Raw genomic sequence first — 16876 nt, 5'->3', positions numbered from 1 at the left:
TCCTAATGAGTATTTTCGTTGGCTCTTCTTTCATAACGGGTAAATAAGAACATCAACACTTGAATTAAAACCATAATGACAATACCTTCAATGAGCGCTGCAACGATAAAAGAAGCATACTCATCGGTTCCAATAGCTCCATTTTTAGCCGCAATGGTTGCTACGGCAACTAAAAAAGTTAAAGGCATGGAACTGCTTAAGCTGAAGAAAATCGTATCTTTAAATTTGAGAGAGCTGTAATAGGCAATGAATGAACTAATCATTCGTACACCAACCATCGCAACGACAATCCACAAAGCATGACTCAAAATATGCTTCGTAAACACCAGGTTAAGATTGAGCGTCGTTCCGACAAAGACAAAAAACAGAGGAATTAAAAAGCCAAAACCAAAGAGTGATAATTGATGAGGCAGCTCTGTTTTATGCGCAAAAAAGTTGGAGATGAAAATACCTGCAATAAAAGCGCCTAGAACCATGTCGATGTCAAGCCATTGCATGGTTGCCAGTAGCACAAAAAAGAGTGCAATACTGATACGAAGGCTTTGCTGCATACTATCGTCATGTGGCATAATGAGCGATTTTAAGCCAGGATACCACCAAAAAAGAATCCGCAATAAACGAAATAAAATATAAGAAGAAAAAAACACTGTACACAACATCACAATATTTTTAAAAAAATACCAACCCAAACCATGCGTCATAGCACCGTCAAACACCACGAAAGAACCAATACTCAGCAGTTCACCAAAGGCACCAATCACGAGTGAAAATTCAAGCCACGGCAACTCTTTTCCGTATTGGTTTATAAGTGCCATCACCATACCCAATGAGATAATAGGAAGTGCTACGATATAGACAAATGGCAATTTAAAAACAACATAAATGAGAAAAGACAACCCATACAAGCAGATAAAATAAATAATCGTTTTTTTGAGAAATCGCTCTTTATAATGCAATAATCGTGGAATATCAATTTCAAGTCCTGCCAAAAACATCAAATAGAAAAATCCTATTTTTGCAATGTTTTTAAACACTTCATTATCGGTATGTAATAGACCGGCCCATGCGGCAAAAGAGCCCAGTAAGATTTCGACCACGGGCGTAGGAATGCGAAAAACTTTAGAAATCATTGGAGAGAGAACAATAAGAAGCACAACATGCGCTAAAAAGATTAAATTCTCCAAATAGATCCTTTTTTAGGCTTGTGACAAAAGGTACAGCGATAAGCCGGGTTCTGTCGTGGGTGATTATTTATCTACGCACTATTTTACAATAGGGCTCTAGCGAAGGGTTTATAAGACGTGAGACCAAAACCATCCCTTCTTGCTGCAGGTTGGGTTTACATAGCCGCTATGATTACTCAAAGCGCTGGTGGGCTCTTACCCCACCGTTTCACCTTTTCCATTAAACTGTCTTCTTGGTGACAAGCAAAGCTCATCACCAATTCATCTCACTAAAGCTATGCTCTCGCAAGAGTGACAAAATGGTAGTTTACTTTCTGTTGCACTATCCCTTAGGTTACCCTAGCCGTCCGTTAGACGGAACCATGTCTCACATGCAGCCCGGACTTTCCTCTTAAGCGTGAACTCTCAAGCAATCACCTACTGTACCTTTAGCTTTTATTGTATCAAACTTGCCCTTAAATATTAAAATTTAATAGCCTAAAAAGGAGGCAAATTAATATTTTTTTGATACTTTATATGCAAAGCTTACAATGCCATTTTGAGAAGCTCTTCAATAATAACCGTAGCGTAAGAGCCTTTGGGCAATGAAAAGTGCATTTCAAACCATGCTTCTTCTTCTTTATAAACGCCTTCAACATCTTCTGCAAAGCTCCACGCAAAACGCCTGCTTCCATTTATTTTTTCAAAGAACGATTCACTTTCACGAAACAGAGTTTTTTCAATGACACCTGCTTCATACTCCGCGCGAATATTTTTACCCCCAACAAGCCAACCTGCGATGGTGATGCCATGTTCTAAAAAACGGGGAAGCTCTTCTTCGACATTTTCACAAATGAACGCCTTGCCTGCTGGATAATGGTGTAAGACATCGCCATGCATAAGTTTAAAAAATTGAGGCTGTTTTTTCAACGTTTCTACCATCTCTTTATCAAGATTGGTTGCACGCACGGCATCACTAAGATTAAAATCTTCAATCAAACGGCTGATCTCGATACGCTTGGAAAGCCAATTGTTAAAAAGGTAGCTCTGATACGCATTAATATAAAACTCTTTCATTTTAGGATTACGCTCTTTGCGTGTCCCTTCTAAAATGGCCTTTCCTTTAGCGTAATTATCGCCATCAATGCCAAATCTTTGATAACCGAAAAAATTTGGAAATCCTTCCTTTGCGATTTTTTTCAATCCTTCTTGCAATTTTCTAGCATCAATGGGTGCCACTTTTTTAAGGCGAACAAAAAAACGATTGCCTTTAAGATGCCCCGTTCTGATTTTATTGTTATGGTAGGTCTTTTCTAAAATCTTAATTTTTTCATGTGAGAAATTTGCTAACTTAGGCTCAAAATTTTTATGCAATGAAATATATTGTGTGGTCATGCCATCTTTATCTTTGAGTCCTGCATAACCAAAATCACGAACTTTACAGCCTGTTACTTCACTAAGGTATTGCAACATATCCCATGTTGTCATATCTTTTTTTCTTACATGTAAAACCAGATGTTCACCCTCACCGCTAAAAGGATACAAAGGGATTTCATTGACCACAAAGTCGCTACTGTTTTTTGTAAAAGTCGCATTAATCGGTGAATGGGTTAGAAAAAATTGTCTGTTCATTATCGTCCTTAAGTCTGTTTCAATGCTCTATTTAACATCAAAATGGGTATGGTATAAATTAAAAGTGGTGTTCTTTACAGGGACAGCGAAATCGTTTACGCGCTACGGTTCCAATAATAGTAATTGGGGTACGCGTCTGTTTTGCGATGCGCTTAATTATACCTTTTTTACGGGCATCAAAGCTACAAAGCATTTCATACTCTTCACCGCTGCATAAAACTCGTTTGGGTAGTTTTGTTTTTACATGTAAACCTTTATTGCCACTCGATTCTAGCAGTCTTGAGAGGTCTTTTGAAAGGCCATCGGATATATCCATTCCTGCATGCAAATGCTTAGCCACTTTTTGCACAAATCTTGCTTTGAGTTCAGGAAGCATAAATCGTCTGCTTTTACCGATCATTCCACCACGCAATAAGCGCGTTAGCTCCTTATAGGAATTGCCAAGCTTACCTGTAAATGCTACCAAATCACCCACTTTGGCATTTTTACGGTATAACGCTTTCCCTTGCAAAGTAGCAACGATTGTAATTGAAATCATTAGTTTCTTGCCTGCGGTAGTATCACCGCCAATGATCTCGACACCATAAGCCTGAGCGACTTCCTTAAACCCATTTTGAAGCTCTTTTAATTCATGGTAATGAAAATTTTTAGGAATCACAATGCCTATTAATGCATATCGTGGTTTTGCATTCATAGCAATGGCATCCGAGAGATTGACTAGCATACTTTTTTTCGCTATCTGCTCTAAACTCATCCAAGCGCGCTTAAAATGGATATCTTCGCAAAAAAGGTCTTTTGAATAGACTGTTTTATCAATAACCGCTCCATCATCACCAATAAATTTACTGGAAAATCCAGAGATAAAAAACGCCTCTTTTGCCATGATGTCCCTTTGAAATTCTCATACATCTTTTTGTTCTTTATTGTATGATGAAGCGCATTAAGAAGTCATTAGACGAGTGAGCCCATCAAATCACTTTTAATTTGAATGTTCTCCTTAAGTATTCTTGCGATAAAATAAATCACTTATCTAAAAGGAGTCCCTAAATATGGAGTGTAAGCTCGAGCTGAGCGTCTTTCGCTTTGACGCTAAAACCGATTTTTTACCGTATTATAAAAAACATTTTTTGATGATTGATCCAAGCAAAAATGTGAATGAACTTTTAGCCACAATTCACGACGAAGACATAAGCTTTGATTATCCAAAAGGCCAGTACGCTGCTATAAAAATTAATGGCAAAGCCCTCTTCACTGACGTTAGCATTGATGGAATCATCCAAAGCATGGGAAAATCTCTTATACTAGAACCATTAAATACACGATGTGTTACAAAAGATATGATTGTCGATACCAATGATTTTTATAAAAAGTTTGATCTTCTCAATGCCTGTGTGGATTCAAAAGACAAACCACAGTTTGAGCAGTATATTATCTATCATTATGCCTCTAGCGTCCTTGACTTAGTCGATGGATTTCAAGGAGATGCCCTCTTTGCCTTTGCTTACGATATGATACAAAAATACCCTGAGCGCAAAGCTAAAATTATCAATGTGATTGCCAATGAACAAACAGGCATTTTTTTACATGTAAAACTATGCAAAAAAATCTACCCTTGCGGTGCAGATGTTGAGAAGAAGATTACGGCACTTAAAAATGAAGTAATCAAACACAGACCTTACGCAAATGCGTTAGTCGAAAAACTCTCCCATCGTGTCGATGCACTTTAAGGATTAAAAATGAAAAAATATTGTTTATATGACGCTCTTATTCAAAGCGAAAAAACATCTGCTATTGTATCTGCCACCAAAACACTGTTTGATTTTTTAAATCTTACTGTTGCGCCTTTAAAAGGGGCAAAAACAGATGTTGGAAGTGAATATTTAGGACTAGACCAACTCAAATTTTTGGAACGAAATGCGCATACTCTAACGCTTGCAGCCAAAGAAGAGTGTAGTATTGTGTGTTGCGAACAAAGCTCTTTTATCTCTTTGTCTCGCACAAAAGATTTATTACTCGAAGATGCATCCCTGCAAGACATAGTTGCCCAAAAACTTTTATCGCACAATCTTTCAATGAATCTTGACGTTGAAATTTTAAGCTTAGAGCAGTTTTTAATGGAAGCCGTTGGCATCGAAAAACTATCCAGTCTCGTGAAGCACCCTTTTGTAAACTTCTCAGCAGCACTTTTTAGAAGTAATAACTTTTGTCGCGCACGCAAATACAACGATCCTAAACAGTATGAAGCACTGCTTGAACTTATCAAACTTCCATTGGTGCGTCATGAGAGTGCATTTGAGAGCGATGGCTTTGAGATATACGATGCTTCAGCACGTACAGCCTATACCCTTGCGTCCAAAGCAATGCTTGATATGTTCGACAATGCAGCAGATTTCGTTGTCGTATGCGATGCCCGTAGCTTTATTATGTTTGATTTTTATCAAAAAGAGCTTGAGAAAGTTGCGGGGCGTGATATTGGACTGAGCATTCTAAGCCTACCTGAACTTTTAGCATTAGCCTTTGGGTTAAATGACAAAAAAGCACTAGGACTCACACTGCACAAAGTCGCTGTTTCTCTTATCTAAATATTACAAAGGGTGAACAAATCACCCTTTAATTACTTAAAAAAATATAAATAAGACATATTTAATCTCTTTTTTTCAGAGAGGTTTTGGTCACTGTGTCTTATCATTTCAAAATAAATATTAAACAAGGAGTTCGTATGCCAAAAATCAATCGTTACGTTGATATTGATACCGTTGAGAGAGAAGCTAAAAAAGATTATATCGATAGACATTCTCCGTTTATTACCTGTGCCGAGAGTGCAAAACAAAATGCACCGTTCAAAGTGACTGTTAAAGTCGGAAATCAGTACACTCACCCAGATGATTTTGATCATTACATTGCCAATATTCAGCTTTTCAATGGAGATGTTCTTTTAGCAAGAGCTGATTTCGTTGCGGGAACACTGGGTGGTCAAGATAAAAAAGGACAAGCAGAAGTAACATTTACCATTGTTCCAACCGGTAAAAAACTCAATCTTGTCGCACATAGCTACTGTACAAAACACGGTGTTTGGGAAAGCGATCCTGTCGAAGTTAGCGTAGCAGAATAAAGAGTTGCCCTTAGTGGGCACTCTTTAACAATCCATCTATCGATGTTTGTAATTTATCGATATGATGCGATACTAAAAATTTTTCCTCTTTTTTACTCATCTCCTCTTTATCTTTTATCATATAGCCGCCGCTTAATCCAAGCGTTATTTCATTAGCAACCATACGAAACGTATCGCGGTCAAAATCGACTCCCAAGAAAAGATACGCTTTATCGTTTCGGTATGTCTTTACAAATGGAGGAATCGCATAACCACCCATCGCTTCTGTCAGCCAATCCACAAAATCGGCATCACTGATAATAAAATTTTTATCTGGGACTGTACATCCCAGTGGCTTAAACAAGATAGGAAGCATTGGATTGAGAAGCTCTTTTTCGACACGGTGATACGTGTGTGTTTGCGAATGATACATATACACGATAAAACGGTCATATCCTGCCAAAATACGACTGACGCCTACAACTAAAAAGTGATCGACCTCTGCGTAAATTTTTAACAGAGAATCATCTAAATTTAAATCGACAATGTAATGAGGCATCAATGTTTTAATCCACTCATATACCGCTGGGATTGCATAAGGTTTCGACGTGAATATAAAGTTGGTCATCTGCTCGATATAAGGTCTTCCTTTACGCTGTTCCAAATTCATAGCCGCTCTTGAATACTCATACATCAGTCGTGGAGACATCGCACGACCCGAATTTAGGCTCAAAATCATTGAGTCACTGTCAAATGGAATTTGCGTTCCATCTTCTGTTTTAGTATCCTTAAATACGCCCATTCCTATAAAGGGAATGAGTGTACCGTTTTTGATTTGCAATTCAAGATCACTCTTCTTCACTCATTATCCTTCTTTGGCACATTAATTTTTGATTGAAAGCAGGTAAAAGAAGCAACATTTCATCAGCACTAATGCCATCTTCACTTCCCATCAAAACAATGCGCTCTACAGTATTTTCTAACTCCCTAACATTTCCAGGCCATGTATATTGACATAAAATATCCATCGCTTCATCGGTAATGACAACACGTTTTTTATGATTGCTGACTGATTTTTGCAAGAAAAAATTAACCAGTAAAGCTATATCATCTCCGCGCTCTCTGAGTGGAGGTAAGTCAATAGGTATCACATTCAAGCGATAATAAAGGTCTTCTCTAAAAGTGCCGTTTTTAACCATTTCTTCAAGGTTTCGGTTTGTTGCGGCTACCAATCGTACATTGACTTTTATCGTTTTAGAACCACCCACGCGCTCAAACTCTCGCTCTTGCAAAACACGCAGTAATTTAACCTGTGCCGATGCCGATATATCGCCTATTTCATCCAAGAAAAGTGTTCCACCGTCGGCCAATTCAAAACGACCTTTACGTGCCTCTTTTGCATCCGTAAAAGCACCTTTTTCATGTCCGAACAGTTCACTTTCAATGAGCGTATCGGTAATTGCGGCACAGTTTAGTTTGACAAACGGCTCATCTTTACGTTTAGAGCGTTTATGAATTGCTGCGGCAACAAGCTCTTTTCCTGTGCCCGTTTCGCCACGAACTAAAACGGTAACATTACTTTCAGCAATGCGTTCTACCACTTTATATACGGCTTTCATTTTTGGGCTTTCGCCAATGATGTCACCAAAATTATGAACTTTAGAGTCCCATTCCATTTTATAATAGAGTTTAAGCTCTTTTAAGCGCTCTTTCTCTTTAAGATTAATATCGTGTGCATGAATAGATTGTGCAAAAATAGAACTTAATATCGTTAAAACACGAATCGTACTTTCAAAGGTTAATGCTGTTGTTTTTGTTAAATTTGCACCTAAAACACCAATCACTTCTTGATCCACAAGCATTGGCACAGCAATATAAGAAATAGCATTTTGGTCACGATTGCCCGATTTATTTAAAAACATCATATCATTGTGTAAATTCTCAATCACAACGGGTTCTTTACTTTGTGCAGCATAGCCCGTTGCACCCTCACCTAGCTTATAAGTTGCAAGCTCTTTTTGGTGCTTACTAAAATCAATACATGCATAAACGCCTAAGAGATTTTCATCATTAAGTGTGTGTATAACACATTTTTCTAAATGCAGTCTATTTTTTAAAATCATCAATGCTTTTTCAAGCGATGCAACAAGATCTATAGAATTTGAGACAACCGTCGCTGTCTCATAGAGTGTCATTAGTTCTCTTGTAGTGAGACAATCCCCACATTTGGCATCAAATTGAACCATTATTCACTCCTTTAATCTTTAAAAAATTATACATGATTATGAACATTAACTGTTCATTTTTTATGTTTATATTTTAATCAGATAATTTTTTACATACCTCTTCTTTCGGAAGCTTTTTAGGCCCTGGTTGAATCCACCATGTCTCACCATTGCTTAAAAGCACTTCACCACCCCAATGTTCATCGGTACTAAATTCAATCTCTTTAATAGTCTCTTCCATATCTTTTTTTGCGATATAAAAACAGATTTCATTGCCCTCTTCTCGTAACATCACTTTTGCCATTGTCTCTCTCCTTAAGTTAATAATTTTTTTAATATGCCAGTAATCCATGAATCTTCATAAGAGACCTTGAAAAAGCCTTTTTGTAACTCTTTGACTAACACATGTTTTTCACCTTCTTTTGACGGGGTAGGAAAATCTTCTCGATGATGTGCTCCACGGCTTTCACGTCGATGCATAGCACCCAAAATAATCGCTTCTGAAAGCTCTAACGCATTCCGTAATTCTAAAATAGAGATCAGTTCCACATTATTGTGTCTACCTTTGTCAATACAATGCAACGTATTTGACTCTAAACGCAAGTATTTCATATAATCAAACGCCTCTTGCAATGTTGCTTCATTACGGAAAATTCCTGCTTTATCAAACATAATTTTTCCAACAGAAATACGCATAGCATTAAAGTTTTTGGTGCAGTCTCCCTCAAAGATACGCTGAATTAAATCCATATTTTTAATCACAACGTTATAGTCGATTGGCAAGAACTCTTTATTAAAAGCATGTTCTCTTGCTTTTTTACCTGCAAGTTCGCCAAAAACGGCACCTTCAAGTAATGAGTTACCGCCTAAACGATTGGCACCATGAACGCCTAATGAGGCACTTTCACCGCACACGAACAAGCCTTTTAGTCCACTTTGCGTCATGGAAGCTTCAATGCCACCCATGCTGTAATGCGCAACGGGTTTTATCTCTAATAGCTCCGTAGCAAGGTCTATACCTACTTGGTTATAAGCACTTTTGTATAAAGAAGGCACACGTGTCTCAAGAATGGATTGTGGGATATGACGCATATCCAAATAGACTTTTTTACCTGAACGGATTTGCTCAAAAATGGCTCTGGCTAAAACATCTCTGGTTCCCAATTCATTGACAAATCGTTCACCCTCTGAATTGACAAGATGTCCACCTTCTCCTCGAGCAGCTTCCGAGACGAGATAACTGGTTTTTGCAAACCCTGTCGGATGAAATTGAACAAATTCCATATCTTGAAGATTAAGCCCCGCTCGCAAAGCAACGCTTAAAAGGTCCCCCGTACAATCTTGGGCATTGGTACTAAAACCTCTGTAAATTCCAGCATACCCTCCACCGGCAAAAACGATTGATTTTGTAGGAAAAACGGTCACTGTGGAGTCAATCTTTTTTAAGACCACCACACCACTGACGTACTCTTCTATTTTTGTGATATCCATCACAAAATGATTGACTAAAAATTCAACACCTATCTCTCGTGCTTTTTTAATCAACGCTTGCGTAATTGCTGAACCCGTACTATCCCCAACAAAGCATGTACGTTTGGAGCTTCCGCCACCAAAACTACGCTGTAAAATTTTTCCATTTTCATCTCTATCAAATTCAACGCCATACTCAACTAATTTTTGAATAATATGTGGTGCTTGGTGGCACAAATAATTAATCGCTTTTTTATTCCCTAGCCCTTGCGCACTTTTAAGCGTATCATCGATATGTTTTTGGATTTCCACTTCATCATTGGGGTCTAAAACAGCGTTAATGCCACCACTCGCCACAGCACTGTTGGATTTAAAAATATTGCTTTTCGTAATAATCGCAACACTATTGGTTTCACTTTTTGCCTCAATAGCCGCCATCAGTCCTGCTATGCCTGAGCCTATGATTAACACATCGTATGTCATATTATCGCTCCACTTTATAAAGAAGATTGTATTTTGCTACATTGGTGGCATTGACTTTGGCAATACCAAGGTTATTATCGACATGTTCTGGAACCGTTGAGCTAAATAAAGAACTCACAATACCTCTCGTGGAACGTACAAATTGCAGTGCGAGTTGCACATCACTTTGTAGCTCCATTTTTGAGTCGAGCAAATAACCGATTTCAGGTTTAAAAGGTCTTCTAAAAAGATGCATTTGGAGCAATGACGCACTACTCATCACACCCAATCCTAACTTATAGGCTACTTGCAAAGGAGTGTAATATTTTCCATCACTCATTTTTTGATTGGCAACACTGTATGCATGCGTTTTTGCCATGTTAAAAGGCAATTGGATGTATTTAAAATGATGATTTTGACCACCAACACGATGCGCAATATCATAAATATCTTCAAGATTAATAAACTCTTCATTACCTTCTTCATAGGTAAAGGCATTCCAGACGGCGATTCCATAGGCTTTCATTTTGCCGCAGGCAACCATCTCTTCAAAAAAGGTAAAAATATCCTCTATTTTTGTTAGAAAATGTCGGTAACCTAGACGATGTAATTGTGTTTCAGGGTTATGCAAAAAATAGATATCTAAACATTTTAAGCGCAAGTTTTCCAAGGACTTTTCAAGACTATACTGTAAAAATTCGGGTGTCATACAATGCTGGTCAAGTTCGATATCTTCTTGAACGGCTAAGCCTTTTTCTAAAATATGTTCATTAATCCATACATAAGGATTTTCAGGGAATGGGAAATCCAAAGGAATAAATCCACCTTTGGAGCAAATAATCATCTCTTCACGTTTGATTGAATCACTTTCAAAAAGTTCTTCTAAAGCTTCACCAATTTCTCGCTCACTTTGTTGGTAACGATAGTTGATTGCCGTATCGATAACATTTATGCCTCCTGCAACGGCGCTTTTCAATGCGTCTTTATAGTCAAAAAGATAATTTTCCTCTTTATAAGGCTCTTTCTTAAACGTTCCAAATCCAAGTTTTGAAAAGATTAAATCATCAAATCTTGCATAAAAATCTTTGTAATGCGAAAAACGTTTAGCGAATTGATGTGTTGCTTCAGCCGTTGCATAAACTTTACGCATCTATCACCTCGTTTTTGCATTGTATATACAAGAAATGTTCCATAACGTTTTCCTCGCTGTATCAATAAAATAAAACCATTCCGTACATAATAGTGCCAAAATTATGCCTTTTAATAGAGATAATTCCTGCCTTAAAATTAAGCAATCAACGTGTTGTTTTTACATAATTCACTTCGTGGCATCGATAAAAAGTAACTCCATCGTTTTCATTATTGGATGTCTGCTATAATGGTGTTAAAAAATGAGGATGACGTGTGCGCTGTAAGCAAATGAGCTCTTTTATTGTTATGGATATCGTTAAAGAAGCTGAAAAATTAGATGATTGTATCCATTTTGAAATTGGACAACCCGACCTTCCGCCTTCACAAAAGGTCAAAGAATCATTACATGTAAATATTGATGCCAATAAATTTTCCTATACGCAAAGCCATGGTTTACCAGAACTGCGCGAAAAAATTGCACACCATTATGCTAAAACGTATGGTGTGCAAATAAACATCGACCAAATCTTTTTAACCCCAGGTACGAGTGGCGCTTTTCTCATCGCTTATGCGCTCACACTCCCCAAAAGTTCCACACTAGGGCTTAGTGATCCTTCTTATCCGTGTTATAAAAACTTTGCATATCTGCTTGATATTGAACCGCTCTTTATGCCTATCGGAAAAGAAGATAATTTTGAATTACATGTAAACGATTTAGAACCACATCACTTAAGCGCTTTACAGATCTCTTCTCCCGCAAATCCTACGGGAAACATCTATGATAAAGAGAATTTAAAAGCCTTAGTTGAGTATTGTGAAGCCTACAATATTGCTTTTATTTCCGATGAACTCTATCATGGACTGACCTATGAAAAAGAGGCACACTCTGCACTTGAATTTGGAAAGAATGTTTATGTCATTAATGGTTTTTCAAAATACTATTGCATGCCCGGACAACGCCTCGGTTGGGTCATTGTTCCAAAAGAGAAAGTGCGCCATGCCGAAATGGTTGCTCAAAACTTCTTTATCTCCGCGCCAACCCTGAGCCAATACGGTGCATTAGAAGCATTTGATGAAGCCTATTTAGCGCATATCAAAGATGAGTTTAAACAACGACGAGATTATCTTTTTAATGAACTCTCACAACTGTTTGACATCGATGCCAAACCTGAAGGGGCTTTTTATATCTGGGCTAACATCTCAAAGTATTCTCAGGACAGTTTTGCTTTTGCGAAAGAACTGTTAGAGAAGATTCATGTTGCGACCACCCCAGGCGTTGATTTTGGAAGTAATGGAACCAACCACTACCTCCGCTTTGCATACACGAGAAATATTGAGCATATGGAAGAAGGTATCCAACGATTAAAGAGCTATCTTCAATCGTTACTCTAAAACAGGAGGCGTTGCCTCCTTTCGTTTACTTAAGAAAGGCGGTTTTGCAAACCACACTAAGACAATCAATGCGAGAAAAGAATACGACGACATCAAAAAAATGTCATCACTTGCACGAAGACTCGCTTGCGAGACGATGGCTCTATCAAGCCACGCATAAGCAGAAATCCCAGCTTCTTTGATAACATTGAGCGTTAAAACAACTTGCGGATGAAAAATACTCACATTTTCGGTTAAATTGGCATAATGCAATGTCGTACGATGCTCCCACAATGCCATAGAAAGCGATGTTCCAAAACCACCCCCTAAAACACGTAAAAAGTTCACTAATCCCATGGCAGAAGCAATGCGATATGGCTCAACGCCTGCAAGTAAAATGGTTGTTAGAGGAATGAAATACATTGCCATACCCGCACCCAAAATCAGGCGTGGCATCGCTATCGTCATAAAATCAGCATCAGGCGTATAAAGCGAAGCCCAATAATACGAAATCGCAAAAATGGAAAACCCTGTTGTGACAATGAGGCGCAAATCAACTCGATGTAAATTTGCGCCAACAACAGGCGAGAGTAAAAAAGCAAAAATACCGACCAAAGCAGAAGCCGCCCCTGCCCAAAAAGCCGTATAGCCCATTTGTGTTTGCAACCACAAAGGAAAGACAACGCCGCCTCCTAAAAAAATGGCATAACCGAGGCTAATCGTAACGGTTCCCACCGTAAAATTGCGCTTGCTAAACAGGGTTAAATCAACCACAGGATGAGGATGAAACAACTCCCAAATCACAAAAAAGGTTAAAGCGATAACCGCAACGGCGGTTAGGATAATAATCGTAGAGGACTCAAACCAGTCAAGGTCATTGCCTTTATCAAGCATGATTTGCAAAGCACCCACGCCGACAATCAACAATGCCAAACCTAAGAGGTCAATAGGACGAATACGAATCACAGACTCATGTTCTCTTAGAAATCTCCAAACCAAAAATGAACCGATAATGCCAATAGGAAGGTTAATATAAAAAATCCACGGCCAATGGTAATTATCGGTAATGTAACCACCCAGTAAGGGTCCAGCAATCGGTGCTGTGGTCGCTGTCATCGACCAAAAGGCCAAGGCAAGCCCTTTTTTATGCTCAGGGTAAATGCTCAACAACAAACTTTGCGATAAAGGCATCATAGGAGCTGCTGCGACACCTTGCAAGATACGCGCTAAGACCAATAAAGGAAACGTTGGAGCAACTCCGCATAACCATGACGTTAAAGAGAAGAGAAGTGTTGAGGCGACAAAAAGCCTGACTTCTCCAAAACGACCTGCCAACCATCCTGTTAAAGGCATCGTAATGGCATTGGAGGCGGCAAAGGCGGTAATGACCCAAGTGCCTTGATTAGGACTGACCGCCAAATCACCCGCAATGGAAGGAATCGAAACATTGGCAATGGTGGTATCAAGCACTTGCATAAACGTTGATAATGCTAAAGCAAGCGTCAAAATGATAAGCACGCCCAGTGAAAACGTAGGGGGCGTGTGATGTTCTGCTTGACTCATTGATTACTAACGATAATATGATGAATTAACGCTTGCGCCTCTTCATGAACGTCTTCATACATACTGCTTTCAATGGAGCGTTCACCTTGTTCAGGAGTCAGCAATATCGAGCCAGAGCGATCATGCGTATCGACATCGATGACCATTGATAAACCGACCCGTAAAGGATGGTTTTGTATTTCTTGAGCATCAAGGCGTATGCGCACAGGCACACGTTGCACGATTTTAATCCAGTTGCCTGAAGCATTCTGCGCAGGGAGTAATGAAAATGAAGCCCCCGTTCCAGGCGACATTCCCTCAATGGTGCCGTGAAATGTTATCCCCTTGCCGTAAACGTCTGAATGAAGGGTTACGGGTTGGCCAATTCTTAGATTGGTTAATTGTGTCTCTTTAAAGTTGGCATCAACCCACATTTGTGTATGCGCAACAATCGCCATAATGGATTGACCCGAAGCTATTTTTTGCCCCGGTTGGACACTCTTTTTCGCTACAATGCCATCGCTTGGTGCTAGAATACGGCAGCGTTTATACGCCAATAGCGCTTCTTCCACATTAACGGCTGCCAATTTTACTGTTGGATTTTCTTCAATGGAAAGCCCTTGAATCGAACTTTCCAAAGAGGCTTTATGCTTTTCTTGTCCCATCAAAGAGTCTTTCGCTTTTTCCACACGTTGCACAACATGCTCATACTCTTCCTTAGAAATAGCTCCGCTTTGAATCAAAGAAGCCCTTCTGTGTAAATCTTGCTCTGCTTCATCTAACTCTTTTTGTGCAATTTTCAACATCGCTTTTGACTCTTCAACACGCTTATGGATACCAACCACTTCACGCACGTTTAACGCCAAAGTCTCTTTTGCTTTTTCGAGCGCGATTTTAGCATCACGGTCATCTAGCACGACAAGGGGGTCCGCTTTTTTGACACTTTGTGTCTCCTGAACAAAAACCTCTTGAACGACACCGGTGGTTTGAGGGGTTATCATAAACACTTCACCTTGCGTATAGGCATTGTCTGTTGTTTCATGGTATTCGCCAATGAAATAGTTGTAGGCAAACGTTCCGCCACCCGCTAAGGCAAAAACAAGCCCTGCTCCTAATAAAAATTTATTGCGTTTTTTATTGTTTTTTTCTTCACTGTGTGTCATTATTCTTTTCCTTCTACCATTTGTCCGCCAAGGGCGTGCATGATGTCAATATAGGCATTAATTTGTACAAAATGTGTTTCTAAAATAGTGCGTTTTGCTTCTAAAACATCCCATTGCTTTTGCAATACCAACCGCTTGTCACTGATGCCTTCATCAAACCTTTGTACGGCTAACGCCAAAAGGTGTTCTTTTGTTTTCATATCTTCTTGAGAGAGACTATTTTGATGCAAAACCGTTTTAAAGTTTTTCAATGCACTTAAGAGCGCATTCGCACTGGTAATGACCGCATCGTTATAATCATAAATAGCGGCTTCATGCGCATTTTGAGATGCTTTATACGCACCTTCCAAAGCTTTTCGGTCAAAAATAGGCAATGAAATACTGGCTTGTGCCATTGAGTTTATCGAATCGGTACGCAAAAGATTGCTCAGTCCTAAACTGGCAAAATTCGATAATGCACTTAGATTAACATTAGGATAAAACCCCGCTTTTGCCACATTGATTTGTGATGATGTTGCCTCCACCATCTCTTTTTTAGCGCGAATTTCTGGTTTATGAGCCAAAGCGTCTAGCATAATGGAAGGGGTCGTATCAAAGCTGTTGGAATAGATAAAGGCATGGGGTAAGAAAGGCTGAAGTGCTTCAGAAGAGAGTCCCGATAAATTTCCAAGTGCTTTTTCTGCCGCAATAAGCTGTGCACTCATTTGGCTGCGATAACGTTCAATTTCATTCAGGCGTGATTGTGCGTTAAGCCACGCACTTTTATCATCGAGCCCTGCCAAATACCGCTCATTTGCTAATGAGCTTAATGTCGTTAAAAGTTCTTTTTCATGATTTAATATCACTATTTTTTCTAAGGTATACCCGTAACGATAATACTCCGTACTCAAAGCAATGCTTAAAGCGATAACACGTGCTTCATACTCTGCTTCTTGTGCTTTAATGCTTCCTAGTTGTGCTTTGAGCTGTTCAGATAATTTATCCCAAAGGTCTAAATCATAAGTCAGTTGAACACCTAATCGCCCTGTTTCATAGGAATTAGGAACCAATGGCGGTGAAATAAGGTCATTTTTACTCGGATGGTTGGTATCGGCACTTCCAATGAGATTCAGTGAAGGCTCTGTTTGTGTGGATGAGCTATCGTATTGTGCATAAGCTTGTGCAATACGAGCTCTCATCGAAGCTAATGTCGGAGCATCGCTTAATGAATGGTCAATAAGGCTTTGCAACGGCGCATCATCAACCGTTTTCCACCAAACGTTAGAATGTGCTTGTGTCATTAAGGGCGTGCGCGTTTCAGCCACAATCTCTTTTTGATTGAGTGTAAGCGACTGCATAGCTGGCTCTTCAAAAGCTTTTGGTACGCATCCCGATAAAAACAGTGTTGTGCCAACAGACAAAAACAAAAAATGAGCTCTTCTTTTGTATAAAGACATCGATGAATCTTTGTAGTGGAATCGTTTATCACATGCAGTATTTTTATTCTCTAACATACAATAATGTGGTATTGTAACAAAATTTTTTAAATAATGTATAGTACATTACTCCTCATTCCATGTATTTTTTTATCACGCATCAAAAATATTGCACCTTTTACATGTAAAAACCGTACGGATATAATTGGCT

General features: G+C 38.9%; 15 protein-coding genes and 1 other RNA gene. 4 read left to right on the top strand and 12 right to left on the bottom strand.

Features of this window, described 5'->3' with window-relative positions:
* Positions 1-2: 2 nt before the first annotated feature.
* The 4 genes from AC5SLP_RS04670 to AC5SLP_RS04655 all read right to left on the bottom strand — a co-directional run bounded on the left by AC5SLP_RS04670 (position 3) and on the right by AC5SLP_RS04655 (position 3678).
* Positions 3-1184 (bottom strand): cation:proton antiporter, encoded by a 1182-nt coding sequence (locus AC5SLP_RS04670; RefSeq protein WP_495253985.1) that lies wholly within the window; start codon positions 1182-1184, stop codon positions 3-5.
* Positions 1185-1207: 23 nt separating this feature from the next.
* Positions 1208-1613, bottom strand: an RNA gene (gene rnpB / locus AC5SLP_RS04665) — RNase P RNA component class A.
* 96 nt (positions 1614-1709) lie between these two features.
* Entirely contained in the window at positions 1710-2795 is a 1086-nt protein-coding gene (gene truD, locus AC5SLP_RS04660; protein ID WP_495253984.1) for a tRNA pseudouridine(13) synthase TruD, read from the bottom strand.
* A gap of 58 nt (positions 2796-2853) precedes the next feature.
* A complete protein-coding gene (locus AC5SLP_RS04655) occupies positions 2854-3678 on the bottom strand; it encodes a thiamine-phosphate kinase (RefSeq protein WP_495253983.1) in 825 nt (274 codons plus the stop codon).
* A gap of 166 nt (positions 3679-3844) precedes the next feature.
* Between AC5SLP_RS04655 and AC5SLP_RS04650 the strand changes: the two genes are divergently transcribed.
* From AC5SLP_RS04650 to AC5SLP_RS04640, 3 genes are all read left to right on the top strand, one after another.
* Positions 3845-4522, top strand: coding sequence for a DUF5644 domain-containing protein (locus tag AC5SLP_RS04650; RefSeq protein ID WP_495253982.1), 678 nt, complete (start codon positions 3845-3847; stop codon positions 4520-4522).
* A gap of 9 nt (positions 4523-4531) precedes the next feature.
* A complete protein-coding gene (locus AC5SLP_RS04645; protein ID WP_495253981.1) occupies positions 4532-5377 on the top strand; it encodes an HdrB C-terminal domain-containing protein in 846 nt (281 codons plus the stop codon).
* Positions 5378-5514: 137 nt separating this feature from the next.
* Positions 5515-5907 (top strand): class II SORL domain-containing protein, encoded by a 393-nt coding sequence (locus tag AC5SLP_RS04640; protein ID WP_495253980.1) that lies wholly within the window; start codon positions 5515-5517, stop codon positions 5905-5907.
* Positions 5908-5917: 10 nt separating this feature from the next.
* Here the strand turns inward: AC5SLP_RS04640 and AC5SLP_RS04635 are convergent, their stop codons facing one another.
* The 5 genes from AC5SLP_RS04635 to AC5SLP_RS04615 form a co-directional block, all read right to left on the bottom strand.
* Positions 5918-6748, bottom strand: coding sequence for an SIR2 family protein (locus tag AC5SLP_RS04635; RefSeq protein ID WP_495253979.1), 831 nt, complete (start codon positions 6746-6748; stop codon positions 5918-5920).
* Complete coding sequence (locus AC5SLP_RS04630; RefSeq protein ID WP_495253978.1) at positions 6735-8132, bottom strand: sigma 54-interacting transcriptional regulator; 1398 nt, start codon at positions 8130-8132, stop codon at positions 6735-6737. Before AC5SLP_RS04630 ends, AC5SLP_RS04635 begins: the two co-directional genes overlap by 14 nt.
* A 73-nt stretch (positions 8133-8205) precedes the next feature.
* Positions 8206-8415 (bottom strand): putative nitrogen fixation protein NifT, encoded by a 210-nt coding sequence (nifT, locus tag AC5SLP_RS04625; RefSeq protein WP_495253977.1) that lies wholly within the window; start codon positions 8413-8415, stop codon positions 8206-8208.
* Between the two features lie 11 nt (positions 8416-8426).
* Positions 8427-10064 carry an L-aspartate oxidase gene (locus AC5SLP_RS04620; RefSeq protein WP_495253976.1) on the bottom strand — a complete coding sequence of 546 codons (1638 nt, stop codon included), beginning with the start codon at positions 10062-10064 and terminating at the stop codon, positions 8427-8429.
* Position 10065: 1 nt separating this feature from the next.
* Positions 10066-11193, bottom strand: a complete 1128-nt coding sequence (locus AC5SLP_RS04615) for an aldo/keto reductase (protein WP_495253975.1) — start codon at positions 11191-11193, stop codon at positions 10066-10068.
* A gap of 254 nt (positions 11194-11447) precedes the next feature.
* Between AC5SLP_RS04615 and AC5SLP_RS04610 the strand changes: the two genes are divergently transcribed.
* Positions 11448-12566 (top strand): pyridoxal phosphate-dependent aminotransferase, encoded by a 1119-nt coding sequence (locus tag AC5SLP_RS04610; protein WP_495253974.1) that lies wholly within the window; start codon positions 11448-11450, stop codon positions 12564-12566.
* Here AC5SLP_RS04610 and AC5SLP_RS04605 read toward each other — a convergent pair.
* The 3 genes from AC5SLP_RS04605 to AC5SLP_RS04595 are packed head-to-tail and all read right to left on the bottom strand — an operon-like array spanning position 12558 to position 16686.
* Positions 12558-14108, bottom strand: coding sequence for a DHA2 family efflux MFS transporter permease subunit (locus tag AC5SLP_RS04605; RefSeq protein ID WP_495253973.1), 1551 nt, complete (start codon positions 14106-14108; stop codon positions 12558-12560). The genes AC5SLP_RS04610 and AC5SLP_RS04605 overlap by 9 nt on opposite strands.
* Positions 14105-15250, bottom strand: a complete 1146-nt coding sequence (locus AC5SLP_RS04600; protein WP_495253972.1) for an HlyD family secretion protein — start codon at positions 15248-15250, stop codon at positions 14105-14107. The genes AC5SLP_RS04605 and AC5SLP_RS04600 overlap by 4 nt, the downstream gene beginning before the upstream one ends.
* Complete coding sequence (locus tag AC5SLP_RS04595; RefSeq protein WP_495253971.1) at positions 15250-16686, bottom strand: TolC family protein; 1437 nt, start codon at positions 16684-16686, stop codon at positions 15250-15252. The genes AC5SLP_RS04600 and AC5SLP_RS04595 overlap by 1 nt, the downstream gene beginning before the upstream one ends.
* Between the last annotated feature and the right edge of the window lie 190 nt (positions 16687-16876).

The sequence above is a fragment of the Sulfurospirillum sp. E15m genome (assembly GCF_059415145.1).
This window is presented reverse-complemented; position numbering and strand designations above follow the sequence as displayed.

What these genes read in the sequence shown, in the direction of transcription:
- AC5SLP_RS04595 (WP_495253971.1), bottom strand. Translation starts at nt 16,686, where the DNA reads ATGTCTTTATACAAAAGAAGAGCTCATTTTTTGTTTTTGTCTGTTGGC.
- AC5SLP_RS04600 (WP_495253972.1), bottom strand. Translation starts at nt 15,250, where the DNA reads ATGACACACAGTGAAGAAAAAAACAATAAAAAACGCAATAAATTTTTA.
- nifT (WP_495253977.1), bottom strand. Translation starts at nt 8,415, where the DNA reads ATGGCAAAAGTGATGTTACGAGAAGAGGGCAATGAAATCTGTTTTTAT.
- AC5SLP_RS04645 (WP_495253981.1), top strand. Translation starts at nt 4,532, where the DNA reads ATGAAAAAATATTGTTTATATGACGCTCTTATTCAAAGCGAAAAAACA.
- AC5SLP_RS04630 (WP_495253978.1), bottom strand. Translation starts at nt 8,132, where the DNA reads ATGGTTCAATTTGATGCCAAATGTGGGGATTGTCTCACTACAAGAGAA.
- AC5SLP_RS04640 (WP_495253980.1), top strand. Translation starts at nt 5,515, where the DNA reads ATGCCAAAAATCAATCGTTACGTTGATATTGATACCGTTGAGAGAGAA.
- AC5SLP_RS04650 (WP_495253982.1), top strand. Translation starts at nt 3,845, where the DNA reads ATGGAGTGTAAGCTCGAGCTGAGCGTCTTTCGCTTTGACGCTAAAACC.
- AC5SLP_RS04605 (WP_495253973.1), bottom strand. Translation starts at nt 14,108, where the DNA reads ATGAGTCAAGCAGAACATCACACGCCCCCTACGTTTTCACTGGGCGTG.
- AC5SLP_RS04620 (WP_495253976.1), bottom strand. Translation starts at nt 10,064, where the DNA reads ATGACATACGATGTGTTAATCATAGGCTCAGGCATAGCAGGACTGATG.
- AC5SLP_RS04615 (WP_495253975.1), bottom strand. Translation starts at nt 11,193, where the DNA reads ATGCGTAAAGTTTATGCAACGGCTGAAGCAACACATCAATTCGCTAAA.
- truD (WP_495253984.1), bottom strand. Translation starts at nt 2,795, where the DNA reads ATGAACAGACAATTTTTTCTAACCCATTCACCGATTAATGCGACTTTT.
- AC5SLP_RS04655 (WP_495253983.1), bottom strand. Translation starts at nt 3,678, where the DNA reads ATGGCAAAAGAGGCGTTTTTTATCTCTGGATTTTCCAGTAAATTTATT.